General features: G+C 64.1%; 27 protein-coding genes and 1 tRNA gene. 7 read left to right on the forward strand and 21 right to left on the reverse strand.

Features of this window, described 5'->3' with window-relative positions:
• Positions 1–16: 16 nt before the first annotated feature.
• Positions 17–421, forward strand: coding sequence for a response regulator (locus tag XpruCFBP8353_RS02590; protein ID WP_101361791.1), 405 nt, complete (start codon positions 17–19; stop codon positions 419–421).
• Between the two features lie 156 nt (positions 422–577).
• A complete protein-coding gene (locus tag XpruCFBP8353_RS24205) occupies positions 578–1,348 on the forward strand; it encodes a hypothetical protein (RefSeq protein ID WP_243391032.1) in 771 nt (256 codons plus the stop codon).
• A 1,138-nt stretch (positions 1,349–2,486) separates the two neighbouring features.
• Here XpruCFBP8353_RS24205 and XpruCFBP8353_RS02610 read toward each other — a convergent pair.
• Positions 2,487–3,197, reverse strand: a complete 711-nt coding sequence (locus XpruCFBP8353_RS02610) for an rRNA pseudouridine synthase (protein ID WP_101361793.1) — start codon at positions 3,195–3,197, stop codon at positions 2,487–2,489.
• Positions 3,198–3,430: 233 nt separating this feature from the next.
• Between XpruCFBP8353_RS02610 and XpruCFBP8353_RS02615 the strand changes: the two genes are divergently transcribed.
• On the forward strand, positions 3,431–3,637 hold the full coding sequence (locus XpruCFBP8353_RS02615; RefSeq protein ID WP_101361794.1) for a hypothetical protein: 207 nt from the start codon (positions 3,431–3,433) through the stop codon (positions 3,635–3,637).
• Positions 3,638–4,149: 512 nt separating this feature from the next.
• On the forward strand, positions 4,150–6,318 hold the full coding sequence (locus tag XpruCFBP8353_RS02625; RefSeq protein WP_101361796.1) for a methyl-accepting chemotaxis protein: 2,169 nt from the start codon (positions 4,150–4,152) through the stop codon (positions 6,316–6,318).
• A gap of 25 nt (positions 6,319–6,343) precedes the next feature.
• Here the strand turns inward: XpruCFBP8353_RS02625 and XpruCFBP8353_RS02630 are convergent, their stop codons facing one another.
• Positions 6,344–6,871 carry a GNAT family N-acetyltransferase gene (locus XpruCFBP8353_RS02630; RefSeq protein ID WP_343124825.1) on the reverse strand — a complete coding sequence of 176 codons (528 nt, stop codon included), beginning with the start codon at positions 6,869–6,871 and terminating at the stop codon, positions 6,344–6,346.
• A 33-nt stretch (positions 6,872–6,904) separates the two neighbouring features.
• Positions 6,905–7,531, reverse strand: coding sequence for a LysE/ArgO family amino acid transporter (locus XpruCFBP8353_RS02635; protein WP_101362441.1), 627 nt, complete (start codon positions 7,529–7,531; stop codon positions 6,905–6,907).
• Between the two features lie 101 nt (positions 7,532–7,632).
• Here XpruCFBP8353_RS02635 and XpruCFBP8353_RS02640 point away from each other — a divergent pair, with 101 nt between their 5' ends.
• The gene (locus XpruCFBP8353_RS02640) at positions 7,633–8,535 is read left to right on the forward strand and encodes a LysR family transcriptional regulator ArgP (protein WP_101361797.1); all 903 of its coding nucleotides are present in this window, start codon (positions 7,633–7,635) and stop codon (positions 8,533–8,535) included.
• Positions 8,536–8,777: 242 nt separating this feature from the next.
• On the opposite strand, the gene XpruCFBP8353_RS02645 is transcribed toward XpruCFBP8353_RS02640, so the two are convergent.
• Together XpruCFBP8353_RS02645 and XpruCFBP8353_RS02650 are read right to left on the reverse strand one after the other, a co-directional pair.
• The gene (locus tag XpruCFBP8353_RS02645) at positions 8,778–9,137 is read right to left on the reverse strand and encodes a response regulator (RefSeq protein ID WP_101361798.1); all 360 of its coding nucleotides are present in this window, start codon (positions 9,135–9,137) and stop codon (positions 8,778–8,780) included.
• Positions 9,134–10,141, reverse strand: a complete 1,008-nt coding sequence (locus XpruCFBP8353_RS02650) for a sensor histidine kinase (RefSeq protein ID WP_101362442.1) — start codon at positions 10,139–10,141, stop codon at positions 9,134–9,136. The genes XpruCFBP8353_RS02645 and XpruCFBP8353_RS02650 overlap by 4 nt, the downstream gene beginning before the upstream one ends.
• Positions 10,142–10,416: 275 nt before the next feature.
• Here XpruCFBP8353_RS02650 and queC point away from each other — a divergent pair, with 275 nt between their 5' ends.
• Both queC and XpruCFBP8353_RS02660 read left to right on the forward strand, forming a co-directional pair.
• Positions 10,417–11,091 (forward strand): 7-cyano-7-deazaguanine synthase QueC, encoded by a 675-nt coding sequence (queC, locus tag XpruCFBP8353_RS02655; protein WP_101361799.1) that lies wholly within the window; start codon positions 10,417–10,419, stop codon positions 11,089–11,091.
• A 47-nt stretch (positions 11,092–11,138) separates the two neighbouring features.
• Positions 11,139–11,214: transfer RNA gene (locus tag XpruCFBP8353_RS02660), tRNA-Lys, on the forward strand.
• 130 nt (positions 11,215–11,344) lie between these two features.
• Here the strand turns inward: XpruCFBP8353_RS02660 and queE are convergent.
• The 16 genes from queE to XpruCFBP8353_RS02740 form a co-directional block, all read right to left on the reverse strand.
• On the reverse strand, positions 11,345–12,028 hold the full coding sequence (queE, locus tag XpruCFBP8353_RS02665) for a 7-carboxy-7-deazaguanine synthase QueE (RefSeq protein ID WP_101361800.1): 684 nt from the start codon (positions 12,026–12,028) through the stop codon (positions 11,345–11,347).
• Positions 12,029–12,070: 42 nt separating this feature from the next.
• Positions 12,071–12,889, reverse strand: a complete 819-nt coding sequence (ybgF, locus tag XpruCFBP8353_RS02670; RefSeq protein ID WP_101361801.1) for a tol-pal system protein YbgF — start codon at positions 12,887–12,889, stop codon at positions 12,071–12,073.
• 6 nt (positions 12,890–12,895) lie between these two features.
• The gene (gene pal, locus XpruCFBP8353_RS02675) at positions 12,896–13,414 is read right to left on the reverse strand and encodes a peptidoglycan-associated lipoprotein Pal (protein WP_101361802.1); all 519 of its coding nucleotides are present in this window, start codon (positions 13,412–13,414) and stop codon (positions 12,896–12,898) included.
• Between the two features lie 57 nt (positions 13,415–13,471).
• Positions 13,472–14,791 (reverse strand): Tol-Pal system beta propeller repeat protein TolB, encoded by a 1,320-nt coding sequence (gene tolB, locus XpruCFBP8353_RS02680; protein ID WP_003482565.1) that lies wholly within the window; start codon positions 14,789–14,791, stop codon positions 13,472–13,474.
• A gap of 254 nt (positions 14,792–15,045) precedes the next feature.
• Positions 15,046–16,086, reverse strand: a complete 1,041-nt coding sequence (tolA, locus tag XpruCFBP8353_RS02685; protein WP_101361803.1) for a cell envelope integrity protein TolA — start codon at positions 16,084–16,086, stop codon at positions 15,046–15,048.
• A complete protein-coding gene (gene tolR, locus XpruCFBP8353_RS02690) occupies positions 16,076–16,525 on the reverse strand; it encodes a protein TolR (RefSeq protein ID WP_101361804.1) in 450 nt (149 codons plus the stop codon). The genes tolA and tolR overlap by 11 nt, the downstream gene beginning before the upstream one ends.
• A gap of 156 nt (positions 16,526–16,681) precedes the next feature.
• Entirely contained in the window at positions 16,682–17,461 is a 780-nt protein-coding gene (tolQ, locus tag XpruCFBP8353_RS02695; protein ID WP_003482569.1) for a protein TolQ, read from the reverse strand.
• 11 nt (positions 17,462–17,472) lie between these two features.
• Positions 17,473–17,931, reverse strand: a complete 459-nt coding sequence (gene ybgC / locus XpruCFBP8353_RS02700) for a tol-pal system-associated acyl-CoA thioesterase (RefSeq protein ID WP_101361805.1) — start codon at positions 17,929–17,931, stop codon at positions 17,473–17,475.
• Positions 17,932–17,980: 49 nt separating this feature from the next.
• Positions 17,981–19,021, reverse strand: coding sequence for a Holliday junction branch migration DNA helicase RuvB (gene ruvB, locus XpruCFBP8353_RS02705; RefSeq protein WP_101362443.1), 1,041 nt, complete (start codon positions 19,019–19,021; stop codon positions 17,981–17,983).
• A gap of 39 nt (positions 19,022–19,060) precedes the next feature.
• On the reverse strand, positions 19,061–20,182 hold the full coding sequence (locus XpruCFBP8353_RS02710; RefSeq protein ID WP_101361806.1) for an SMI1/KNR4 family protein: 1,122 nt from the start codon (positions 20,180–20,182) through the stop codon (positions 19,061–19,063).
• Between the two features lie 2 nt (positions 20,183–20,184).
• On the reverse strand, positions 20,185–22,092 hold the full coding sequence (locus XpruCFBP8353_RS02715; RefSeq protein ID WP_101361807.1) for a potassium transporter Kup: 1,908 nt from the start codon (positions 22,090–22,092) through the stop codon (positions 20,185–20,187).
• A 196-nt stretch (positions 22,093–22,288) separates the two neighbouring features.
• Positions 22,289–22,873, reverse strand: coding sequence for a Holliday junction branch migration protein RuvA (gene ruvA, locus XpruCFBP8353_RS02720; protein WP_101361808.1), 585 nt, complete (start codon positions 22,871–22,873; stop codon positions 22,289–22,291).
• Positions 22,874–23,030: 157 nt separating this feature from the next.
• The gene (gene ruvC / locus XpruCFBP8353_RS02725) at positions 23,031–23,555 is read right to left on the reverse strand and encodes a crossover junction endodeoxyribonuclease RuvC (RefSeq protein ID WP_101361809.1); all 525 of its coding nucleotides are present in this window, start codon (positions 23,553–23,555) and stop codon (positions 23,031–23,033) included.
• Between the two features lie 129 nt (positions 23,556–23,684).
• Positions 23,685–24,413: a YebC/PmpR family DNA-binding transcriptional regulator gene (locus tag XpruCFBP8353_RS02730; protein WP_101361810.1), complete on the reverse strand. Its 729-nt coding sequence runs from the start codon at positions 24,411–24,413 to the stop codon at positions 23,685–23,687.
• Positions 24,414–24,502: 89 nt separating this feature from the next.
• Entirely contained in the window at positions 24,503–25,180 is a 678-nt protein-coding gene (locus XpruCFBP8353_RS02735; protein ID WP_101361811.1) for an alpha/beta hydrolase, read from the reverse strand.
• A 167-nt stretch (positions 25,181–25,347) separates the two neighbouring features.
• On the reverse strand, positions 25,348–25,875 hold the full coding sequence (locus XpruCFBP8353_RS02740) for a GNAT family N-acetyltransferase (RefSeq protein ID WP_101361812.1): 528 nt from the start codon (positions 25,873–25,875) through the stop codon (positions 25,348–25,350).
• Between the last annotated feature and the right edge of the window lie 221 nt (positions 25,876–26,096).

Genomic DNA, 26,096 nt, shown 5'->3' on the forward strand with positions numbered 1-26,096 from the left:
CTTACGAGACCTGCTCATGCCACAGAACAAGGAACGGCCGGTTGTATTCGTTGTCGAAGACGGGGACGGCACCCGACAACTCAGCTGCCTTGTGCTGGAGAGCTACGGTTTTACCTGCCGCAGCGCCGGCTCGGTCGAAGAAGCGTTGAACTTGATCGAAAGCGATCCGCGCGTCGACGTGCTGTTTTCCGATATCCATTTCCCCGGCGGCTTGACCGGTGTGGATCTGGCGATCAAGACGGCGCATGCGCCGTACAACCTGCCAGTGCTGCTGACCTCCGGCCTGGCCGTCGAATACGTGGAAGAGATCCTGCCCGACGGCGTGGCCTTCCTGGAAAAGCCCTACACCCCCGAGCAGCTGCTGAGCGCGATCCGCAGCGTGATGGCCAAGCACCGCGTGCTGGCGACTCCGGCCGCATAACACTGGCGGCCGCGACTGGACGGCAGCCCGCAATCCCGGTATGAAATGGCAGCCGTCGCGCGATGCGCCGGCAACGGGGATTGATCACGCACGGTTGTACCAGGCACGCGGCGCAAGGCCCGCCTGGCGCCGCCGTGTCTTACGCCAGGGGAAAACATGAAACATCTAGTGACCGCAGCCATTGCCATGGCTGCGTTGAGCGGTTGCGCCACGGTCATGAATGACGCCACCCAGCCGATTCGCGTCGACACCAAGACGGCCGACGGGCAACTCATTGCAGGCGCCGACTGCTCTATCAGCAACGATAAAGGCCGTGTTGCGCTGAAGTCCGGCCAGACCGCACAGGTCCACCGTTCCGCGCACGATCTGGATGTGACCTGCGTGCTGCCCGGCCAACGCGCTGCCGCAGGCCGTTCCATCTCGCGCGCCAACATGGGCATCTGGGGCAACATCCTGATCGGCGGGGCGATCGGGGCCATCGTCGATCACACCAAAGGCACCGGCTACACCTACCCGAGCTGGATCCAACTGGTGTTCGGGCAGACCCTGAGCTTCGACCGCCATCGCGAAGACCGTGGCCAGCCGCTGCAGGGCGAGAATGCGCCAGGTGTCGTCGTTGCGGCACACGCCGCTTCCGGTAGCGGCGCCCACAACGCCGCGGTCACGCTGCCGCTGGCAAACGAACCGGCCGTCGCCATGCAGACAGGCGTTGCAGCAGCGCCTGTCGGTGCCGCCAGCAATCTCATGCCCGCAGGCCCGTCCATGTCAACTGAGCCGGCAGCAATCCGCGCCCAGAGCATCAGCAGCGGCTTGCAATGCGGCACCGTGCAGGCGACCAGTGCCACGCGCTTCAGTGCGGTCTGCAGCAGTGGCAACACGGTGCAGATCGATTGCTCCGGCTTCCGCTGCACCTCCACATTTCAGTGAGGTGTGCTGGCGGCACTGAGCACAGGCAGCGGTCACCCGCACGGATGTGCCACGGCTGTCGGGAACCCCCCGACGGCCTGTCGGCGCGCCCCTGATTTACGTGACGAGCATCTCATTTAGACTCTAGCCACCGGACACGAGGCCTGTTGGGCCGCTCAACTCGTGGGGCGCTGAGCACGCCCCTGCCGGCACATCGATGCGATTGGGAGGCGACTGGCCGGTATGACGCCTTTTCTTCTGATCTGCGCGCGTGTGATTGCGTGCAGTGGTCTTGATCGCTGGGTCCGATGTTTGGAAGACCTGCGTCCTGCTGCAAGTGGCCGCCTTTCAGACGTCGCGACGATCGCACATGACCTCCTTGCGCACATTACCTCCTTGGTGATCCATCCGCGCAGCATGTGCACCTGCATGTGCCTGCATTCAAACCGCAAGCGCTTGCTTAACCGCAATCTCCCGCGCGGTTGTTCTTATTGTTGAATCACACTGCAGACGCACGCGCCCGCACTGCAAGGCAGCTCGTCCATGCCTGTAGTGATCGATGCAACGCCATGCCAGCTTCCGGGCTACATGGACAGATGCTCGAAAAACAGCAGGCTTGCGTCGTCAACGCTGGGTGATACGCGGCCCTTCACTGCAGCACGTCACGCATTTCACGCGATCAAGCAGGCTGCTCGCTAGGCTGACGTCAGTGCAGCACCGTGCTGCGCAAGACAGTCAGGAGTTTCTTATGGGCGACAATTCGTTTCTATCACCGGCCTTCATCATTCTGGTCGTCGGTGTGATTGCCGTTGTGCTGTTTCTGGTCACGCGCGCCAAAAAGAAGCGCAACACGAAATAACCTACGCATGCAGTGACGGCCGCGACTGATTGCACTTGCGACACAGTCGCCGCGTCATTGCAGATCACTCAGGCGTCGGTCGACTTCAGTCGGCCTTTGCTTGATCAAGCGCTCCACTAAGTCCTTATCGAACGCATGGGCACGCAGTGCTCGGTCCGAAGCCGTCGCCCACGCGTCTGTGCGAGCGAAGAGGGCGGCACTGCAAGGCTCCCATTGCTCAGATCGCTTTTGCGCTCGGTACGCATCTGCGCACCACATATCACGACAAACGCGCCTTAGCCGCACACAATCGTGCTGCAATCAGAACCGCTCACCCGTCGGCAGATAGCGCCATTCACCGATCGCCAATTTGCCCAGCGACACCCTGCCCACGCGCAGGCGGCGAATGCTCACAACCTCCAGACCCACTTCGCCGCACATGTAGCGCAGTTGGCCTGGCTGCACGTTCTTGATCGCAAACCGAAGGCGGTCTTCGTTCTGCCAGCTCACCTTGCACGGCGACAGGCTGCGCTGCTGATAGATAAGGCCGTGTGCCAATCGCGCCATACCGTATGGCCGCAATTCGCCATGTACTTCGACCAGGAATTCCTGCTCGATGGAGCTGGCATCGTCGCTCAGCCGGCGTAGCACGCGGCCGTCCTGGCTCAGGATCAGCAGGCCGCTGGCGGCGTCCTCCAGCGGCAGCGGCACATTCAAGCGCAGAAAGTGCCGCTTCAGCACACGTGTGTCGAATTGATCCAACGCGCTGCGCGTTGTTGGCGTGGCCAGTGCTAGCGCTGCCTCGGCGGAGACTCCGGCCGGCTTGTGTAGCAGCAGGGTGGCGGGCTCGGCCGGTGCTAGCACCGCGTCTTCGGCCAGGGTGACCCGGGCCACGGTTGCCAGTGCCTGCGGTTCTTCGACCACCACCCCGTCCACGCTCACCCAGCCGCCCTCGATGTATTGCTGGGCCTCGCCACGCGAGCAGCCGAACGCGGCAGCCACGCATTTATCGAGACGGATCGGATCGGACATCGGGCGAGCTCAGCATCAGGGGAGCGCAGTGTACGTGTTGGCTCAATGGCTGCGGGAATCGATGATCAATGCGGCAATGGAGTGCCTACCGATGCGCCGCAAACCCGGCCATACACAGGCCGACACTGGCTGTGGCAGCGTATCGACGCATGCGGTGCGCGGCCTGGCATCAGCAAATGCTTCTGTGCCGTGCAACAAAGTGGGAAACTTAACGTCCACCTAGGAGATCGCAGATGTTCATCAAGTTCGGGACCGCCCGGGTCCGCCTCAACCATATCTCCGTCATCAGCGATCCGTTCAACGCAGGCGAAAGCTTCGGGTCCTACTGCCACTCGGTTCGGGTCGGGCTGATCTCCGGCGAAGAAGTCATTGCGCGCTTCAACAGCGAGAGCGGCGCTGAGCAACTGCATGCGGACGTGCTCGCCGCGCTGGAAGCCTGAGCCTACGGTCACAGCCATCGCGTCGCGCCACCTGCGTACGCGATGGTTCCAGTTGCGGCGAACGCTGCGTGCCAGCACGCGTGCTGCAACGCCACAACACTCGATGCGCATCACGCGTCTCGTTCGCTAGTACTTTCGCATCGCCCATGCACCGCTGAGTCGGCGGCGATTGGCGCCCGTCATCTGCCGACGAACGCGACCAACCATTGCGCCCCAACGGTGCCTTGCGCACATCACCCGGGCATCGCTGCGTCGGTAAAATGTCGGGAAATCGTGATGTCGATTACATGCCTCAATGCAACAACCTCCTGAAGAATGCGCACGTTGTAGCGCGCATGTCAGGACCCGGGAGGTCGCTGTCAGGAAACTTCCGATATGTAATGAATCGGCCGTAAGTATTTCCGATTGACGGCCTTTAGCTCGGCAAACTCCGGCCGCTAGCTGGGCAAGGCGCTTGAGTCGATGCACCCCGCATCCACCGAGCTGCTCAGTTGCACTACCGGGACGCGGTCATGAATGACTTTTTGCAACGCCTCAATGTCGGCCGCCGCCTGGGAATGGCGTTCGGCATTCTGATCCTGCTGTCGGGCCTGCTGGTGGCTACCGGCCTGATCACCATGTCCAATGCCCGCTACGAACTGGACACCATCGTCAACAACGACATGGAAAGGATCCGGCCGTCCTCCGAAATGCTCGACGCCAACACCAACGTGGCGATCGGCTTGCGCGACGTCGTGATGGTTTCCGGCGATGCGGCCAACCGCGTTGCACTTGCCATGATCGAACAGAGCCGCACGCGTTATCACCAGGCCCATGACGCACTGGCGGCGATGCCGAGCAGCGACTTGGAAAAAGCCGCACTGAAGCTGGTCCAGGAAAAGCGCGACATCTCGGTCAAATTCAACAACCAGATTCTGGACTACGGCATGCGCGACCAGAATCAGCAAGCGCAGGCGTTGTTGCAAGGCGCTGCAGCGACGGCGATGAACGAACAACAAGCTGCCATCCGCGCGAACGCCGCACTGGAACGTCGGCTCAGCAAAGAAGCGTATTCCGCCGCGGTCGCCTCCATGCACCGCGGCAAAATCATTCTGGCGAGCGGCGGCATTGCTGCGCTGGTGATCAGTGCGTTGCTTGCGTGGCTGATTACGCGCAGCCTGACCACGCCGCTGCGCCAGGCCACACGCACTGCTGAAGCCATTGCGGCAGGCAATCTGCATAACGATGTGCACACCGTCGCAACGGATGAAACCGGCCGTCTTTTGCAGGCCATGGACAAGATGCAACTGCAGCTGCGTAACCTCATCGCGGCGCAGACCGACATGGCCAAGCATCACGACAAGGGCCAGATCAGCTTCCGGATCGATACCTCCGCATTTCCGGGCGACTACGGCCGCATGGCCAACGACACCAACCTGTTGGTCGACGCACACGTGGCGGTACAGAACGACCTGGCGCGCATCATGGGGCGCTATGCCATTGGCGAACTTTCCGAAGATATGCAACCCCTGCCAGGCGAAAAAGCCGTCTTCAGCAACACCATGTCGCAGGTCAAGCTCAACCTGTCGGCGATGAATCACGAAATCAAGCATCTTGCGCAGGCAGCGGCCAACGGGGATTTCAGTGCGCGTGGTGATGTCGAACGCTTCCAGTTCGACTTCCGCATCATGGTCGAGAGCCTCAACCACCTGATGTCCACCGCGGACGGCAACCTGCAATCGCTGTCGGCATTGCTGCAATCGATCGCAGCGGGCGACCTCACCGCACGCATGAGTGGCCAGTTCCGCGGCGTGTTCGCACAGATGCGCGACGATGCCAATGCAACCGCAAGCCAGCTGGCGCAGATCGTCGGCAACATCCAGCAGTCGGCGGTGTCGATCAACGCAGCTGCCAGCGAGATTGCCGCCGGCAACCAGGACCTGTCGCAACGCACAGAGCAGCAAGCAGCCAATCTGGAAGAAACTGCTGCCTCGATGGAAGAGCTGACCTCTACCGTCAAGCAGAATGCCGAGAGCGCACGTCAAGCCAACCAGCTGGCGATCGGCGCCGCACGCGTGGCCTCGCAAGGTGGCGATGTGGTGGGTAAGGTCGTGCAAACGATGAGCGGTATCGAAGCCTCGTCCAAGAAGATCGCCGACATCATCAGCGTCATCGACGGCATTGCCTTCCAGACCAACATCCTTGCGCTGAACGCCGCGGTGGAAGCGGCCCGCGCAGGCGAACAAGGCCGTGGCTTCGCGGTTGTTGCTTCGGAAGTGCGCACGCTGGCGCAGCGTTCTTCCGGCGCCGCGAAGGAGATTAAAGACCTGATCGACGATTCCGTCCAACGCGTGGCCGAAGGCTCGGCACTGGTGCACAGCGCCGGCAAGACCATGGGCGATGTGGTGGCCAGCGTGCAACGCGTCACCGACATCATGAGTGAGATATCCGCGGCATCGCAGGAGCAATCTGCCGGCATCGAACAGGTCAATCAGACCATCACCCACATGGACGAGGCCACGCAGCAGAATGCAGCGCTGGTGGAAGAAGCCACCGCTGCCGCACGCGCGATGGAAGAGCAAGCCGTGCAACTCACCGACGCGGTGGCCATCTTCAAGATCGATGCACGACAGGTACGCCGGGAAGACGCGCGCGCAGCAGCACCGGTGGCGCATCTGCTGAACAAGGTGCGCAGTGCCTGAGCAATGGTGCGGCGTGCTGGCTGCTCTAAAAAGTGCAGCTGGCGCGTGCGTACTGATGTGGCTGCCGGCCGCAGTCGCAGCGCGCGGATCGATGTTTGGCGCCAAACGCCTTCTCCAGAACGCGCTTGGCTGCTTCAGCTACGCGGTATACATCCCCGGAAAGTAGCGCTCCATCAGCGACTGGGGAAACAGCGGCGGCGTAAAGCCGTAACGCGATAGAGCGCGTGCGCATCGCTGGTGGCAAGGCTGAACCGGCGCAGCCCCTGCAGCTTGGGTGCGCCATGACAGCGTCCATCAGCACCTTGCTATAGCCCCTACCCTGGTGCTCAGGCAATACGAACACATCGCCCAGATACGCGAAGGTTGCGTAATCGGACACCACTCGCGCGAACGCCACCTGTTCGCTGCCGATGAAACCACCAAAACAAAGTGAGTTGTCGATCGAACGCTGCACCAGCGGCAATCCAATGTCTTTGGCCCAGCTGGTGTGCTGCGACAAGTAACGGTGGATCAGCGGCACGTGGAGCTCGGACGTTTCGGTGGTGATACGCAAGGGCGGCATGCCAGTGCTCCAGGCAATGGCCGATCAGGCTAGGGTAGCGTGCGAGGGCAACAGCAACAGCACACAGAGCAGCAGCATGAACACTGCGATCAGTCCGTCCAGTACCCGCCACGCACGCGGATGCCGGAAGACCGGCTGCAACAAGCGCGCGCCGTAGCCCAGGCTGCAGAACCAGATCACGCTGGCCAGACACGCGCCCAGTGCAAATGTCCAGCGCAGTGCGCCCGGGTAATGCGTTGACAAGCTGCCAAGCAAGACCATCGTGTCCAGATAGACGTGCGGGTTGAGGAAGGTAAACGCCAGGCAGGTGAGCATGGCGCGTTGCCACTGTTCTTCGCCCTGTTCTGCGGGCGCCATTGCAGCATCTCCACGCCAGGCACGACCTGCGGCCATCCACCCATATACCGCCAGAAACGCGGCGCCCGCGTAACGCAGCAGCTGCAGCAGGCCAGACCATTGCTGCACCAGCACGCCGATTCCGGCAACACCGAGCAGTATCAGCGCGATATCCCCAAGTACGCAGGTCGTCACCAGCAGCCCCACGTGCTGACGCTTGAGCCCTTGTCGCAGCACGAACGCATTCTGCGCGCCGATCGCGACGATGAGGCCGGCACCAGCGAGAAAGCCGGCCAGTATTGCTTGAACGATCATGCTGCTGTCTCCGAGCGAGGCATGCATCGTCTGACATGGCCAAACATTAGGAAAACTAAATAATCTGTATGTTGTTTAGATCTTCTAATGTGCGAGACGGCATGGATCTTCTACATCCGCAACTGGCCGCATTTGCAGCCGTCCTGGACGAAGGCAGCTTCGACGCCGCAGCTCAGCGCCTGGCGGTGACGCCCTCGGCCATCTCCCAGCGCATCAAGGCACTCGAAGATCGGCTGGGGCAGGTACTGGTCATGCGCAAAACGCCTTGCCGGCCAACGCCGGCCGGCGAACGGCTGTTGCGCCGGCTCAAACCCATGCAGGTACTCCAAGCCGAAGCGATTGCCGACTTTCTGCCTGGCGATGGCGTCGCTGGCCATCCACGCACCCTGGCCATCGCGGTTAATGACGACTCGCTACAAACCTGGTTCCTGCAGGCGCTGTCGTCGCTGCACCAGACGCACGGCTTCCTGTTCGATGTGCAGATGGACGACCAGGATCACACCCTGGAATTACTGCGTACTGGCAGCGTGCTGGGAGCGGTCACCTCCGAGCGCACGCCATTGCAGGGCTGCAATGTCCATGCGTTGGGCGTGATGCGGTACCACGCAGTCGCATCGGCAGCGTTCGTCGCTGCGCACTTCAAGGGTGGCTTTACGGCCGCCGCGCTGGGCCAAGCGCCGATGATGGTGTTCAATCGTAAGGACACCTTGCAGGCGCGCTTCGTCAAGCGCATCACGCGCACCCGGCTGGCCCCGCCCACGCATTACCTGCCCACCTCCACCGGCTTTGTCGAAGCCGCTGCACGTGGGCTGGGCTGGTGCCTGGCACCCGAAGCGATGGTGATACCGGCGGTCCGCAACAAGCAGGTCGTCATCATCGACCCCACCCGCTGGCTCGATGTTCCGCTGTACTGGCAGTACGCCGCTGTGCGCTCGAACGCCTTGCAGCAACTCAGCCAGGCACTGCGCGAAGCTGCTGCCACCAGCCTGCGTGGCAGCAGATAACCAGGACACCCACCAGTATCATCGCCTGCGCATCGCCCGCCTGCCAGCACCTGCGACACGCCGACTGTGCCGGCTCCATTCGTCCGCTGGCTACAGCTGACACGTTCGCCGCGTGCTCGGTGCGTAGGCAATGCGCAGGAGGCGATTCCAAACGCGCCATCCGCGCCCATCTCATGGCAGCGGTGCCACGAATGCGTCACCCGCGACCAATGTCATCCAACTGCGGCAATACCTGCCAAGGATCAATCGGCACTACGCTGCTGCAACAGCGATAGCGCGTGTCTCAGATCGCGCAAATGGAAAGGCTTCTGCAGCCCATGCCGATGCCGGTACTTTTCAGGAATCCCGCCCTGCGCGTAGCCGGTCACGAAGATGTAAGGCACGCCGCGCGCGTCCAGCTCTTCTGCAATCGGAAACGACAAGGTGCCGCCCAGGTTGATGTCCAGCAGCGCCAGATCGAGATTGCCTGCCTGCACTGCCTGCAGCGCAGCGTCCACGTCGCCGACGGTTTCCGCAACCTCATAGCCCAACTCCGCCAGGCAATCCTCCAGCAGCATCGCCACCAACGACTCGTCCTCGACCAGGAGCACCCGCATGGTCATGGATGTGCCTCGGCAAGCTCGGGCGGCAACGGAATGGAGACACGGAAGCACACGCCAGCCGGTTCGAAGGACAGATCGACCTCGCCCTTGAGGTCGTGCTTCAAACCACGCTCCAGAAGACGCGTACCGAACCCCTTGCGCGTGGGCGGCTGCACGGGCGGCCCACCCGCCTCCTGCCAGACGAGCTCAAGCAGCTCCTGCTCGCCGCGTGTACTGCGCTCCCACGACACCAGCACGTTCCCAGCCGGCGACGACAACGCGCCATGCTTGAGCGCATTGGTGCACAGTTCGTGCAGCGCCATCGACAGCGCCAGTGCGCGCCGCGGATCCAGCCGGCACGAGCCGCCCCGCAGGGTGAAACGCTGACTCTCGCTTGATTCGTAAAGCGCGGCCGCGTCGCGGGTCAGCTCCAGCATGTCGGCGCTGACCCAGTTCTCGCGCGTGAGCGTGTCGTGTGCCCGCGATAGCGCCAGCAGGCGCGCATCGAGCTTTTCCTGTGCGTCGGCAAGACTGGCGGCGTTGGTGAACGACTGCCGCGCCAAGGATTGCACCATCACCAGCGAATTCTTGACCCGATGGTTGAGTTCGTTGATCAACAATTGCAGATGCTGTTCGTGCTGCTTGTGCTCGGTGATGTCGCGCGTAGCGCCGGCGATCGCTTCGACCTTGCCCTCAGGCCCGAACACCGGAGTGAAGATGTAGTCGTAGACACGCAGGCCGTTGATCGTATGCGGGAATGGCACTTCGCCGCGCACCGGCTGGCGCGTTGCGATCACCCGCTCGATTTCTTCATCGTGCATGGCCGCATGCCAGGGCTCGTAGCCCAATTCCAGGCAGGTTTTGCCACAGGCGTCTTCCCAGCGCATGCCCCACATCGTCAACAACGCCTGGTTGGCGTAGACGAAGCGATGCTGGATGTCGAATACGTACAAAAGATCCGGTGTTGCCTGTAGCAAGGCCTCATAAATGCGCGACTTCGCTGCGTCTTCCTGATGCTCGGCCATTGCGTCATGGTCCTGAAATTGACGCGAACGATAAATGGACGCACGTGAACGCCCGATCATGCGCATCTGACGTGCCATGGAGCGTAACGCGCGCGCCGCCGCCCGGAAAAAACGGGCAGCAACCGAACCGATAGCACAGGCACATTCCAATCGTCCGTGCCCCGCCGTCCGAACCTTCACTCCCCAACTCCGGACCACTGATCGACCGCCTGGTCGCCCCGCACCGCCGTCCCTGATAGCCTTCGGCCCTATTCCGCAGTGATTGCCGATTCGTCATGAAAAAAGCCGTTGTTCTGTTGTCCGGTGGCATGGATTCCGCCGCCGTCATCGCACTTGCGCAGGAACAGGGCTTTGCCGTCCATGCGCTGAGCGTGCGCTATGGCCAGCGCCACACCTCGGAACTGGATGCCGCCGCGCGCGTTGCCGCCGCGCAGGGCATCAGTGAGCACAAGGTGGTCGACGTGGACCTGCGCAGCATCGGCGGCTCGGCACTGACCGACGACATCGACGTCCCCGATGCCGGTGGCGACGGCATCCCGGTCACGTATGTGCCCGCGCGCAACACCATCATGCTGTCGCTGGCGCTCGGTTGGGCCGAGGTCGTCGGGGCAAATGACCTGTTTTGCGGGGTCAATGCGGTGGACTACTCGGGCTACCCGGATTGCCGCCCCGAGTTCGTCCGTGCCTTCGAAGTGTTGGCCAATCTGGCCACCAAGGCAGGCGTGGAAGGCGCAGGGCTGCGCGTCCACGCACCGCTGCAGTTCCTCAGCAAAGCCGACATCGTCCGTGAAGGCGTGCGCCTGGGCGTGGACTTCGGCCTCACCGTCTCTTGCTACCGTGCCGACCCCGAAGGACGAGCCTGCGGCCACTGCGACGCATGCCGCCTGCGCGCTGCCGGCTTCGCCGATGCCGGCATTCCCGACCCCACCCACTACGCCATTTTATCTTGATGCCCGCGTAGGGTAGAATGCGCACCCCGACGCAATGTCGGGTCAGTGGGCCGTTAGCTCAGTCGGTAGAGCAGAAGACTTTTAATCTTTTGGTCGATGGTTCGAATCCATCACGGCCCACCATCTCTGGCAAAGCGTTCAGCGACTTTCATCGCTCCGCAGGAAGGCGTCCACGCCGCAATAGCGCAATATTCTGGCGACCGTGCAAGGGTGCGGGCGCAGGTGTACCGTCACGCTACCGCGCGCTTGATTCTCAGCGCCCAGGCTCATCATTCCAAAGCAGCTTGTGCAGCTGCATCTGGAAGCGCACCGGCAGGCGGTCGGCGACGATCCAATCGGCGAGCTGTCGCGGGCTGACTTCACTCTTGCTGGGCGAAAACCACACCGTGCAGCGGCGATGCAGCGCGTGCGCAGCCACGATCTCGCGCGACCAGTCGTAATCGGCACGGCTACAGATCACGAACTTGATCTGGTCGCGCGCGGTCAGCAGCGGCAGGTTTTCCCAGCGGTTGCGTGCTTCTTCGCCGGATGCGGGGGTCTTGACGTCGACCACGCGCGAAACGCGTGGATCGACGGCAGACACGTCCAGCGCACCGGAGGTCTCCAGCGACACGTCGTAACCGGCATCGCAGAGTTTCTGCAGCAAGACCAGACAGCGCTTCTGCGCCAGTGGCTCCCCGCCAGTCACGCAGACATGGCGCACGCCATGACTGGCGACTTCGGCGACGATGGCGTCGATGTCATGCCACTCACCACCATGGAAGGCGTAAGCGGTATCGCAATACAGGCAGCGCAACGGACAGCCGGTCAGGCGCACGAACACCGTCGGCCAGCCGGCGGCCTCGGCTTCGCCTTGCAAGGACAAAAAGATTTCGGTGATCTTCAATCGCGGCAAGGGCGATTGAATGATCTCACTAGGGACGGCGGCGGCGTTCATGGGCAAAGTATGCGCCGTGCCGACAGGCACCGACGCGCAGGCTCAGCGCAGTTGCTGGCCGAGACGGATGGACTGCAGGCGTTCCTGCGCGACGCGTGCCGCATCGGAACCGGGATATTGCGAGGCGACCTGCTGCAAGGTCTGCTGCGCTTCGTTGTTCTTGCCTTCGCCGTACTGCGACAGGCCGAGCTTCAACAGGCCGCCAGCGGCCTTGTCATGCGTGGGATAACGGCTGACGAGATCGCGAAACTGCGCCTCGGCAAGCTGGAAATTGCGGGTGGCGTAATAACTCTCGCCCAGCCAATACAAGGCATTGGGGGTGTAGACGCCGTTGGGATAGAGCTCCAGAAAGCTCAGAAACAGCTGCGAGGCATCGTCGTACTTGCCGTTCTTCAACGCATCGAAAGCGACGTTGTAGGCAGTACGTTCGTCATTGCTGACAGCCAGGGTGCCTGGGTCACCATGGACGGTAGGCGGCTTCTCGGAAGTTGCCGCCGCTGCAGGCCGCGCGGCAGGTGCCGGGGCCGGAGTGACGCTGCCGGTCGCTGGGGGCAATGGCGGAGTCGCACCACCTGCACCTTCCAACCGATTCAGACGTCCGTCCAGGTCCAGATATTGGTCCTTGGACTGCTGCTTGAGTTGCTCGTTGTCATGCTGCAGCTGTTCGACGGTCGCCCGCAACGCCTGCAGGTCCGAACGTGCCTGCTGCAGCTGATTGAGGAGATCGTTATTGGCCTGACTATTGGCCTGCTGCTGCTCGAGCACGGCCACACGATCAGCGAGACTGGCTCGCTGCGCGTATGCCGGCGCGGCGACCACAAGGGCCGCCGCGACGAACAGGGATGTCACTCGAAAGCGCATCGCTTCTTACTGAGCCGTGTACACGATTTCGACGCGACGGTTCTGCGACCAGCAGCTTTCGCTCGACTCAGTGCAGACCGGACGCTCTTCGCCGTAGCTGACAACGGTCAGCTGGCTGGCCGAACCACCGGCAGCCTGCAGCGACGACGACACGGCATTGCCGCGACGCTCGCCCAGACCCATGTTGTACTCGCGCGAACCGCGCTCGTCAGCATTGCCCTGCAGGGTGATGCGCGAGGAAGGACGGTCGCGCAGGTACTTGGCGTGGCAAGCCATGATGGCCTGGAATTCCGGCTTCAGGGAGTCCTGATCCAGATCGAAGTAGACAACGCGCTGACGCAGGCAGGCATCGGTATCCAGGTCGCCCGGGCCGTACAGGCCAGAGGTGGACGGGCCGGTGGGAACCGAGGAACCAGCGGTGGTATCAGTTGCAGGAGGCGGAGTTTCCTTCACCTTCTTCGAGCAACCAGCCAGCACGGCGACGGACAGCAGGGAGACAAGCAAGACGCGGGTGGACTTGTTCATGGGGTACCTATGGAGGCTCTGGGCCAATGAGTGGTTTAACGCAGCGAAATATTAACATTAATGCGCGGTTCGGTAAGGCCCCCATGCGGGTTCTCTCACATCGCCGTCGGCCAGCACCAGACGCTGGCGAACCCGAGCGTCGGAAGAGACGGCGTACAGCACGCCGCGGCCGCCTTCGCGTGCCGCGTACAACACCATGCTGGCGTTAGGCGCGAAGCTCGGGGATTCGTCCAGCGAACCCGGTGATAGCGTGCTCCAGCTGGGCGAACCCAGGCTGCGGTCCATCATCGCGATGCGGTAGGTGTTGCCACTGCCCTGTGCCACGGCAATCTTCTTGCCGTCGAACGACACGCTGGCGGTGGCGTTGTAATTGCCCTGGAAGGTCACGCGATTGGCGCTGCCGCCGCTGGCCGCCACCTGGTAGATCTGCGGACGGCCGCCGCGATCAGAGGTGAAGTAGATGCTGCCGCCATCTGGAGCCCAGGTCGGCTCGGTGTCGATGCCGAAGTGATTGGTGAGCTGGGTCAGCTGTTTGCTGCCCAGGTCCATCACGTAAATTTCCGGATTGCCACTGCGCGACAGCGCCAGCGCCAGGCGACGGCCATCCGGCGAGAAAGACGGTGCGCCGTTGATGCCGCGGAAGCTGGAAACCAGTTCGCGTGCGCCGGTGGCGATGTCCTGCAGGTAGATCGACGAATTGCCGCGCTCAAAGCTTACATAGGCCAGCTTCTTGCCATCCGGGCTCCAGTTCGGCGACAGCAACGGTTCGGCCGACCGCACGATGGTCTGCGGGTTGTAGCCATCCGAATCGGCAACCATCAGCGCATAACGCATGGCGCCGCCCTTGCCGCTGGCGGTCACGTAGGCAATGCGGGTCCAGAACGCGCCGCGCACGCCGGTGATCTTTTCGTAGATGGCATCAGCCATCTGGTGCGAGACATCGCGCATTGCGTTAGCACGCGCGGTCATCGCCAGGCCCAGCATGCGCTCGCCCTTCGCGACATCGAACAGCTCGTACTCCACGCGGTAGGCGCCCTCACCAGCGTCCATGACGCGGCCGACCACGATGTAGTTCTGCTTGAGAGTGCGCCAAGTCTGGAACTGCACCTCGGTGCCACGGGTCGGCTTTTCGACGATCTGCGCGGCAGGCAGCGTGCGGAACTGGCCGGAACGGTCCAGGTCTGCGCCGACCACGGCAGACACGTCGGTCTGCGGCGCGGTACCGGAGCCTTGATACGGCATGGGGATGACAGCGATCGGCGTGGCCGAAGCGCTACCGCCGACGATATCGATGGTGAGGCCTTGCTGCTGGGCGAGCGCGCTCAGCGGCAACAACAGGGCGGTCAAGGCAGCTAGCCAACGCAGCGGTTTCTTCATGGACGGCTCGGATCGGGCAGGAAAAGTGTGCAAGGGATAGCAATCAACGAGTGAACATACGCGCAATCGTGAATGAGTTGGCGTGAACATGGAGCGAGCGATCGTGTAGCAACGTGGGCGGCACCCTTGAACAATCGCCATGGCGTGCCGCTCGCACGCTGCCTTTTGGGGTGGCAGTGCGCGCACCGGGACCAGCACCCCTTCCACCGCATCAGGCTGCGGCGCCGATGGCAGCCGCAACCCGACGACGATCATTACTGATCCTGCGCGGTGAATACGAAGGTCAGATTGCGCTGGAACACCGATTCAAACCCACGGTATGGCAATGGCTGGGCACTCAACACGGCCGCCTCGATCGAGCGCTGACCGGCCTCGTCGTAGGGGCAGCCCGGCGCGACCTTGGCCTCCATCACGCTGCCGCCCGGCAACTGACGGATGTTGATCGTGCACTTCTGGCCCGGCGGCACCGACGGTGGGCGCACCCACTGCGCCAACACCTTCTGCTGGATCGCCGCCGCGTACTTGGCCGACAGATCGGTGCTGGTACCACCCTGCCCTGCGGTCGGCTGCGCGCTGGTCGCGGCCGCCGCAGAGGCCTGCTGCGCACGTGCGGCAGCAACCTGGCGCAGCTTTTGCTCGGCCAGCGCCATTTCCTTATCGGCTTGCGCGCGCTGACGACGGATGTCGGCGATCTTCTTCTGGCGTTCGGCGTCTTCGGCCGCCTGCTGCGCGGCCGCCTGCTTCTTCTTGGCGTCGGCTTCTTCCTGCTGCTTGGCCAGGCGCAATTTCTGCTCGGCCTCTTCCTGGCGCTTGCGCTCGGTCAGATCGATCTGCTCCTGACGGCGCTTGGCTTCCTGTTCCTGCTTGGCCTTTTCGGCGGAAATGGCCAATGCGTCGACCCGATCTTGGTCGACCTTGTCGGGCTGAGCGACACGCTCCTGCGCCTGCGCCTGCTGTGGCGTGGGCGCATCCTGCGGACGCGTCTCGGGAATCGGCTGCGGCGGTGGCACGCTGTCTTCCGGCGCGGGTTCGGGCAATGGCGCCGGCGGTGGCGGCGTTTCGACCGGCGTGGCCTTCAATGCCTGGCGTGCAACCCGTGCATCAGCGGCGGACACGTCCAGCGACGCCTCCATGCTGGGGTCGCCGGCGGCCGGTTCGACCGAGCGTTCAGGCGACCACAGCCAGCCGGCGATAAACACCAGCGCGACCAGCACGTGCACGACCAATGCCAGGACGACCGGTCGAAACCAGCCGTCATCGCGCGCCGTCTGCGTAGGGAGTGCGTCAGCGTGCATCGCTGCCTGCAGTGCCGCCGGAGTCGGAAATCAGGCCCACCTTCTCGACCTTGGCCTGCTTGAGCACATCGATGGCGTCCATGATCTTCTGGTACGACGCGGCGCGATCGCCTGCGACCACCACACGCGCATCCTTGTCTTGCGCCAAGATGGCAGCCAGCTGCGCCTGCAGCGCGGCCACGTCCATCGCCTGCGGCTTGCCCTTGGGCAGTTGCAGGGCCAATTTGCCATCGGCGGCGACCACCACCACGACCGGGTCCTGCTTGCTCTCCAGCGCCTTGGCGCGCGAGCTGGGCAGACTGACGTCGGTGCTGAGGGTCAGCAATGGTGCGGTCACCATGAAGATGATCAGCAGCACCAGCATCACGTCGATATACGGCACGACGTTGATGTCGGATTTGAGCTTGCGCTTCTTACGGCGGGAAATACCGGAGATCATCGCGAAACGTTCCTAATTAGTCCTCGGCGCCGGCTGGCAGCGTGGTCGCACGGTGTCCGGGTGAGGGCACCTGCACGTGGCGCTGCGCACCGACGCGATTGGCTCTCCCGACCACGTCCCGCGTAGCGCAATGCGCGGGCGTGCCGGGAGCGCGCATCACTCGTCCGCGCCAGCCTGCCGCTGCAGGATGGAGCTGAACTCGTCGGCGAAGGTTTCGTAGCGCACCGACAGCCGTTCCACGCGGGTGGTGAAGCGGTTGTAGGCCCACACGGCCGGGATCGCCACGAACAGGCCGATGGCGGTGGCGAACAGCGCTTCGGAAATACCCGGTGCGACCGCAGCGATACCGGCCTGCTCGCCGCTGCTGACCATGTCGTGCATGGTCACCATGATGCCGAACACGGTGCCGACCAGGCCGACGTACGGCGCGGTGGAACCGATGTTGGCCAGCAGTTCGAGATTGCGCTCAAGCTGATCGACTTCGCGGGTGAAGGCGGTCCGCATGGCACGCTGCGCGCCTTCCAGCTGCACGCGTGCATCCAGACGGCGACGGTCGCGCAGACGTGAGAACTCGCGGAAGCCGCTTTCGAACATCGACTCCAGACCGCCGACGGTCCGGTTGCGGTCGGTTGCCGAGGCGTACAGCTTGGCCAGATCCGCACCGGACCAGAAGCGGTTTTCGAACTCGTCCGCCTCGCGATTGGCCTGCTTGAATGCACGCGCCTTGCGAAAAATGATCACCCAGCTGATGAACGAGCCGATCAGCAGCAGCAGCACGATGATCTTGACCGGGATACTGGCGCGCAGGATCAGGTCTACATAGTTGATGCTGCTGTTGTGCGCCACGCTGGCGGTCTGCGCCGCAGCAGCGGCGACGTCCTGCGGTAGTGCTTCCACTACCGTGTCCTGCAGGGCCAGGAGCAATGCAATCGACATCCGTTCGTTCCTCAGTAATCGGATTCTGTGGTTTCTAAAGCTTTCAACACGTCATACAGCGCATCGTCCATGCCACGCGGGCGGAAGTCGCTGGCATCCAGTGCGGCAATGCGCACCTCGGCGGTCAGCAGCACTTCGCCTTCGCGACGGACCGATTGCGCGAACAGCAGGCTGGCCCGTCTGCATCGCAGCAGCACCGCCGACACTGACAGCGCGTCGTCGAGCCGGGCCGGCTTGAGGAAATCCAATTGCATCGAGCGGACCGCAAACACCAGACCGTGGTCCTGGCGCATGCGCTCCTGCCCGTAACCGAGCGCGCGCATCCACTCCGTGCGCGCACGTTCCATGAAGGCGACGTAGCGCGCGTGGTAGACCACCCCGCCGGCGTCGGTATCTTCCCAGTAGATGCGTGTCGGCCAACTGAATATGGACGGGGAATCGGGGGATGGGAATCGGGAATCGGTGGTCATGGGCAGCCGTTTCTGGTCGAGATGGCCCACGTGGGCAGGCAAACAGCCATCAAAACAGGTCTCCCGGTTCGCCGATGCCCGGGGCGCGGTCGCGCGGCGGCTTCAGGCCCAGATGTAGATAGGCCTTGGTCGTGACCATGCGGCCGCGCGCGGTGCGGATCAGAAAGCCCTGCTGGATCAGATAGGGCTCGATCACGTCTTCCAGCGTGCCGCGCTCTTCCGACAGCGAGGCGGCCAACGATTCCACGCCGACCGGGCCGCCGTCGAAATGTTCGACGATGGTGCGCAACATGCGACGGTCGAGCTCGTCAAACCCTTCCGGGTCGACCTTGAGCATTTGCATGGCCGCCTGCGCCACCGGCAAATCGATATGCCCGGCCGCTTTGACCTGTGCGTAGTCGCGCACGCGCCGCAACAGCCGGTTGGCGATACGCGGGGTACCGCGTGCGCGGCGTGCGATTTCCGCGGCACCTTCGGGTGTGCAGTCGATGCCCAGGATCGCCGCCGAGCGGATCACGATGCGAGTGAGTTCCTGCGGCGAATAGAACTCCAGCCGCTGCACGATGCCGAAGCGGTCACGCAATGGCGCGGTCAGCAAGCCGGCACGCGTGGTGGCGCCGATCAGGGTGAACGGCGGCAGATCGATCTTGATCGACCGCGCGGCCGGGCCGTCGCCGATCATGATGTCGATCTGGAAATCTTCCATCGCCGGATACAGCACTTCTTCCACCACCGGCGAGAGGCGATGGATTTCGTCGATGAACAACACATCGTGCGGCTGCAGGTTGGTCAGCAGCGCGGCCAGATCGCCGGCCTTTTCGATCACCGGGCCGGAGGTCACGCGCAGGCTCACGCCCAACTCGTTGGCGATCACGTGGCTGAGTGTGGTCTTGCCCAAGCCGGGCGGGCCGAAGATCAATACATGATCCATCGCCTCGCCGCGCGCCTTGGCCGCCTGGATGTAGATCTCCATCTGCTCGCGCACCGGCTGTTGGCCGAGATAATCGGCCAAGCGCTTGGGGCGAATGCTCGCATCGGCGGCATCGTCTTCGCGGGTGGAGCTGCTGGCGATGATGCGCTGTTCGGTCATCCCGCCATCTTCGCATGCCGCGCGCGGGCGGCGCAGCATCTAGCAATCAAGATCGGCCTGCCGCAGCACGCTGAAGAACGCGTCGAAGCTCGGCGCGCACCACGTCGGGACCAGTCCCTCCCAGCGATCGAAATACACCACGTCCGGCTCGCACTGCGGGCCGCGCGCGCGATAGTCCAGGCACAGCAGGCAATCGACGTTGTGGCACGACAGCACCAGCACCTGGTCCAGACCGGCATGCAGGGACGCCGCCGCACTGAAGTCGTCCGGGTCTTCGAAGGCAGCGGCCAGATCCAGCAGGCTGCCGATCTTCGCCAGCGGCGACAGATACCGATCCACCAGCACGCATTCCCAATCCACGTAAAGATCGGCGGGAAAGCGGGTCCGCGGCACCCAGCACCAGCGGGTATCGCCGCCATCCTGGACACTGTAGAGCTGCTTGAACAACGCCGGCAGGCGCAGGCCCAGCCGCGCTTCGGCAGCGGCCAGCGCATCGGCGCCTGCAGCCGCCGCGGTTGCGTTCCAGTGCCCGGGCCCGCTCCAGAACGTGCGCAATGCCGGCGGCTGAGGCTGCCAGCGCACGCGCTCGCTCTCATCGTGCCTGGCCTGTAATGCAGGCGACCAATACACCACATCGACCAGCTGCGACAGCAACGCGTCCACGTCTTCGAACACGATCAGCCGACGGTTCCCACCGGCATCGACATAGACCAGGGTGGGCTCGGCCTCCGGCTCGGAGTAATCCAGACACAAGGCCCGGCTGGGTGAGCGGTGGTCGGCGGCAATGACGACCAGGCGGCGGTCGTCGCCACCGGCGGCCAGACCGGCAAATGCGTCGTCGCGGTAGTCCTCGCGCGCGCGCACCTGCGCGAAGGAAAACAATTCCGCACTGCCAAGCAGGCGTGCACGCGGGATCAGCCATTCGGCCTTGAGCCAGTTGCCTGGTTCCTCAAGCGACTGACCACGGGCCATCTGCACCGCGCCGCCGTCATGGCGCGCATACAGGCTGCGCAGCCACGCCGGCAGACGCACCTCGAGCCGCGCTTGCGCGGCGGCGATGGCGGCCTCGCTCGCCGGTACGCGCCCGAGATTCAGCGCTTCGTCCCAGAACGTTTCCAGCGTCGGTGCGCGGCCGTAGACCATCCATGTGTGCGCGGCCACGCTCAGATCTCCACTTGCGCGCCCAGTTCGACCAGGCGATTACCGGGGATGCGGAAGAAGCCGGTGGCCGGGGCGGCATTGCGATGCATCAGCGCGAACAGCTTGTCGCGCCAGATCGGCATGCCGCGATTGGCGCTGGCCACAATGGTTTCGCGGCTGGCGAAATAGGTGGTGTCCATCGGATCGAAATAGATCCCACCCTGGTCGCAGGAGCGCATGAGTGCCAGCGGCACGTCCGGAGTCTCCATGAAACCGAATCGCACATGCACGCGGTAGAACTCGTCGCCAATCGCGTCGATCTGCAGCCGTTTCCCGGCGGCCGCGTACGGCACCTGCAGGGTCTCGACGGTCAGGAACACGTTGCGCTCGTGCAGCACCTTGTTGTGCTTGAGGTTGTGCATCAGCGCATGCGGCACCACCATCGGGTCGGCGGTGAGAAACACTGCCGTACCGGGCACACGCACGGGCGGCGCCAGCATCAGCCCTGGCAGGAAGGTATCGAGCTTGATGCCGTCCTTGCGAATCTCGTCGTGCAACAGCTTGCGGCCGCGGCGCCATGTACGCATCAGCGTGAACAGGATCAGGCCCAGCAGCAGCGGGAACCAGGCGCCGTCCAGGAATTTGATGATATTGGCGTAGAAGAACGCACAGTCAACTGCCAGGAACACCAGCGCGAACAGCCACAGCAGCGGCGTCGGCACGCGCGGATTGGCACGCGCATAGATGACCATCAACACGGTGGTGATCAGCATGGTCCCGGTCACCGAGACGCCGTAAGCGGTCGCCAGCGAGGCCGAATCACCGAAACCGATCACCGCCACCGCCACCAGCGCCAGCAGGCACCAATTCACCGCTGGCACGTAGATCTGGCCGATGGTGGAGTGCGAGGTGTGGCGAATGTGCATGCGCGGGATGTAACCCAGCTGCATGGCCTGGCTGGCCACCGAATAGGCGCCGGTAATCAGCGCCTGCGAGGCGATCACCGTGGCCGCGGTAGCCAGCACGATCATCGGGTACAGGGCCCACTCGGGCACTGCTTCGTAAAACGGATTGCTGACCGCGGCGGGATCGCGCAGCACAAGCGCGCCCTGTCCCAGGTAGGTCAGGGTCAGCATCGGCAGCACCACGAACTGCCAGGAACGACGGATCGCCTTGGCGCCGAAGTGGCCCATGTCCGCGTATAGCGCCTCGCCGCCAGTCACTGCCAGCACCACTGCGCCGAGCACGAACACCGCATGCCAGTTGTGTTCGGCGAAGAAACGCACACCCCACCACGGGTTCAGCGCATGCAGTACTTCTGGTGCACGCGCCATGTTGTAGACGCCGATCGCGCCCAACGCGAAGAACCAGACCAGGGTGATCGGCCCGAACGCCTTGCCCACACGCTCGGTGCCGTAGCGCTGGGCCAGGAACAGCATGCTCAGCACCACAAGGGTGATCGGCACGACGAACGGTTCGAGTTTGGGCGCTGCCACCTCCAGGCCCTCCACCGCCGACAGCACCGAGATGGCCGGGGTGATGACGCCGTCGCCGAAGAACAGCGAGGCACCGAAGATGCCGAGGATACCGACCACATACATCGAGCGCGAACCGCCCGGCAGCGTGCGTTGCGCCAGCGCGGTGAGCGCCATGATGCCGCCCTCGCCGTCGTTATCGGCGCGCATGATCACGGTGACGTATTTGAGCGTGACCACCAGCATCAGCGCCCAGAACACCAGCGACAGGATGCCCAGCACGGTGTCGTGGTCCGGGGTCAACCCGTAGTGCGGCGAAAACGCCTCCTTCAGGGTGTACAGCGGGCTGGTACCGATATCGCCGAAGACGACACCGATTGCGCCGATGACCAAGGCGGTTTGGCTGTTGGCGGGCGCGTGGCCGGCGCCGGCTGCTGGTGTAGGGGTGTGGGACATTAGGTGAGCAGTTTTCGCCAGACAGCGTGAAGAAGATGAGGGACACAGCGCCTGCCAACGGCATCTGCGATAACGGCGCAGGCTACCAACGTACGGGCGGGCCACGGACAAGGACACGCAGTGTACGAGCCGCCCCAGCCGATTCCGAGTGCCGGCCGCGCCCGCTTGGCGGCGGTGCAGTGATGTGGGGCTGCGCTCAACGCAGCGCGGCTTGCAGCGCCTTGCGAATGACGGTGGCCACTTCGTCGCCTTCTGCCCCGGCCTCGCGCGCCATGCGGGCGGCTTCGGCCGGCTTGTAGCCCAGTTGCTGCAAGGCCACGGTGGCTTCGGAGATAGCGTCCGGCCCCAGCTGACCGGTGATCGGCGCGCCGCTGCTGAAGTCGGCCGCGCGGTCGCGCAGCTCCACCACCATGCGCTCGGCAGTCTTCTTGCCGATGCCAGGGATGCGGGTCAGCGCGGTGATGTCGCCGCTGGTGACCAGGCGGGCGAATTCGTCCACGGTCACGCCAGACAGCACCGCCAGCGCGATTTTGGCGCCGATGCCGGTGACCTTCTGCACGTCGCGGAACAGCCGTCGCTCGCCCTCGCGCAGAAAGCCGTACAGCGACACGCTGTCTTCCTTTTGCGCGTAATGGGTAAACAGGATCACGTCGCGACCGACATCGGGCAGGTCGTAGAAGGTGCTCATCGGCGCCTCCAGCTCATACCCCACCCCGCCCACGTCGATCACCAGCCACGGCGGCTGCTTGTAGGCCAGGATCCCGCGCAGACGGCCGATCATTGGGCACCGCCCTGGCGGTGCCGGGATTGGGAATTGGGGATTGGGGATTGGCAAGATCCCTCGCAGCCGTCAACGATGGCTGCGCACCACCGAAGCGGCACAGCGCGCGCAGAGTCGCTGTTGCAAATCCCCAATCCCGACTCCCGAATCCCGATCATCATTTCTTGCGGCTCCAGGCCTGTTGGGTATTGACGCCCAGGCGTTGCGCGGTCGCGCGCACGTGGGCGTGAGTGATGGCGACCGCTAATGCGTCGGCGGCGTCGGGCTGCAGCTTGCCTTTCAAGTTAAGCATGATGCCGACCATGTGCTGCACCTGCACCTTGTCCGCGCCGCCTTTGCCGACCAGCGCCAGCTTGACCTCGGTGGCCGCGTACTCATGTACCGGCAGATCGCGCATGACGACCGCGCAGATTGCCGCGCCGCGCGCGTGGCCGAGCTTGAGCGCCGAAGCGGCACTCTTGCCCATGAACACTTTTTCGATCGCCACCTCATCCGGCCGGTAGGTCTCGATCAGCTCACCCAGCCCGTGCAGCAGGCGCTTGAGCCGCTGCGAGAAATCGCCCTCGCCCAGCAGCAGCAGCGGCGCGTGGTGCACATGCCGACTGCGACCGCCCTCGTCGATGTCGATGATGCCGATGCCGGTGCGCTGCGAACCGGGATCGATGCCCAGGATGCGGGTCATCGAGCGGCCGGGAATGGGGAGTTGGGAATCGGGAATGGGTAGAGCTGCCTCCTGGCTTGCCCGGAGACACTGGGCGGTGCCAGATGCGGCGTGTTCAATTCCCGATTCTCCATTCCCGATTCCCGGCGCTTACGCGCCAAGCGCCGCTTGATCGACGTTCGAATAGACGTCCTGGACATCGTCCAGGTCTTCGAGCATGTCGAGCAGCTTGCGGACCTGCACGGCGGTGTCGCCGTCGACGGCGATGTCGTTTTCCGCGCGGAAGGTGATCTCGGCGTGGGCCGGCTCCAGGCCGGCGGCGGCCAGGGCGTCCCTGACCTGGGCGAAGGCGTCCGGGGCGGTGAGCACGTCGATGGCGCCGTCTTCCGGGTAGACCACCACGTCGTCGGCACCGGCGTCGATGGCCGCGTCGGTGAGGGTGTCCTCATCGCTACCGGCGGCAAAGCTGAGCACGCCCAGGCGCTTGAACATGAAAGCCACCGAGCCCTCGGTGCCCATGTTGCCGCCGCATTTGCTGAAAGCATGGCGCACGTCGGCCACGGTGCGCACACGGTTGTCGGTCAGGCAGTCCACGATCACCGCCACGCCGCCGGGCGCATAGCCCTCGTAGCGGACTTCTTCGTATTCCACGCCTTCCAGCTCGCCGGTGGACTTCTTGATGGCGCGTTCGATCACGTCCTTGGACATGTTCGCCGACAGGCCCTTGTCCATGGCCGTGCGCAGGCGCGGGTTGTTGGACGGATCGCCACCGCCAGCGCGCGCGGCAACGCTGATCTCGCGGATGATCTTGGTGAACATCTTGCCGCGTTTGGCGTCGGAGGCGTTCTTGCGGCCTTCGATGGAGGGGCCTCTACCCATGGGTGGTTCCAGACTGGCTTGGATGACAGGGCGCGGATTTTACCTGATTGCCTGCCCTCACCGGGGCCACAACATCCGCCAGCGCATGTTCACGACTGAAAGCGGCCGGTGCGCAGGAAGGCCAATGCCTGGGCGGCGGCCTCGGGCGAGCGCAACAGGCCGCTGTGGCTGGCCTGCACCACGCAGTGGTCGCGCAGCCCCGGCAAACGGGTTTCGGCCAACGCGACCGTACCGTCCGAGCCCTCGGCCAGCGGCGCCAGCCAGCGACCGACGCCGCGCGGCACGCACCCGGCCACCTGACCGATCTCGGCCGGCCCGTCCCAGCGCGCAAACCCTTGCTGCAGCAGGGCGGCACTGCGGCCCATCGCCCAGACGCCGCCGCGCCGCGCCAGCCCGCGCGCGGCGGCGCTGCCGCACAGGGGCGAGCCCAGGCAGACCACGCGACGCGCCGGCAGGTCGGGGGCCTCGCACAAGGCCTGCAAAGCCATCAGCCCCCCCAGGCTGTGGCAGACCAGCAATTGCGCGCGACTGGTGCGCAGGCGTTCGATCAAGCGCGGCACGGCCTGCGCCGGCCCGCCGAGCACGCTGGCATAGCCGAACAACGCCGGCGCCAGCCCAGCGGCGCGCATCCGGCGCGCGAGCGGGAACAGCCAGTGCGCGGTATTCCAGATGCCGTGCACCAGCAACACGTCGGCGGTGGCGGCGACCGCGTGCTTGCGCGGACTGCGCCGGGGAATGACCGGGATGGCGGACGATGGGCTGGACAAAGGCGTGGTTACCGGGATGGGAGGCGGACGTCAGGCGCGTGTCTGAGGCGCACACGCGCTGCCGGGAACATGGCGGGTGCCGATCGCGCGCATGCGCTGCGCCGATCTTGCGGCAAGCGTCGCGCACCACGGGCACAATGCCGCATCACCTCGTGCGGGCGCCGGGCTCAGCCGGCCGCAACGATCGGCTTGCGGCGCAGGATGAACTCGCGGTCGACGATCTTGCCGACCGGGAAGTCGTATTCGCCGACCTTTTCGAAGCCGTAGCGGGCGTAGAAGCGCTGCGCGCCGAAATTCTCCGACCACACACCGATCCACAGGGTGCGTGGGCCGTCGCGTTCGAGCCATTCCAGTGTGGTTTCGAACAGCCGGCTGCCCCAGCCGCTGCTCTGGTAGTCCTTCAACAGATACAGGCGCTTGAGTTCCCCGTCGCCGGGGCGGACCTCATCGTGCGGCAGGCCGCACGGGCCGGCAGCGGCGTGGCCGACCAGCAGATTGTCCATCTCCAGCAACCAGATCGCGTAGTCCGGATGCGCCAGCACGATGCGCGCGCGCTCCACGGCATAGGTCTCTTCCAGAAAACCATGCAGGTCTTCTTGCGGATACAGATGCCCGAAGGTTTCGGTAAAGGTCTGTGCGGCCAGAAGCGACAGCGCTTCGGCATCGTCCGGCGTGGCGCGGCGAATGCGGGTCATGCGGGCCCCTCTGGCAAGTGGACGGGGCAGCTTCTCGCATGCGGCGGCGCTGCTGCAAGTGGGAATCGAGAATCGAGAATCGGAGAGCATCCTGGCTATCGCGCACTGATGCGCATGCCCAACTGCGGGTCTGAGCACCAGGAGGCCCTAGCACCCTGTGCGCCGGCGTATTGCTCGCGCAAGGAAAGCGGACTGCATCGCATGTTGGCGCCTGCGCGCAG

Origin of the sequence: Xanthomonas prunicola (genome assembly GCF_002846205.1) — a bacterium.
Lineage (GTDB): Bacteria > Pseudomonadota > Gammaproteobacteria > Xanthomonadales > Xanthomonadaceae > Xanthomonas > Xanthomonas prunicola.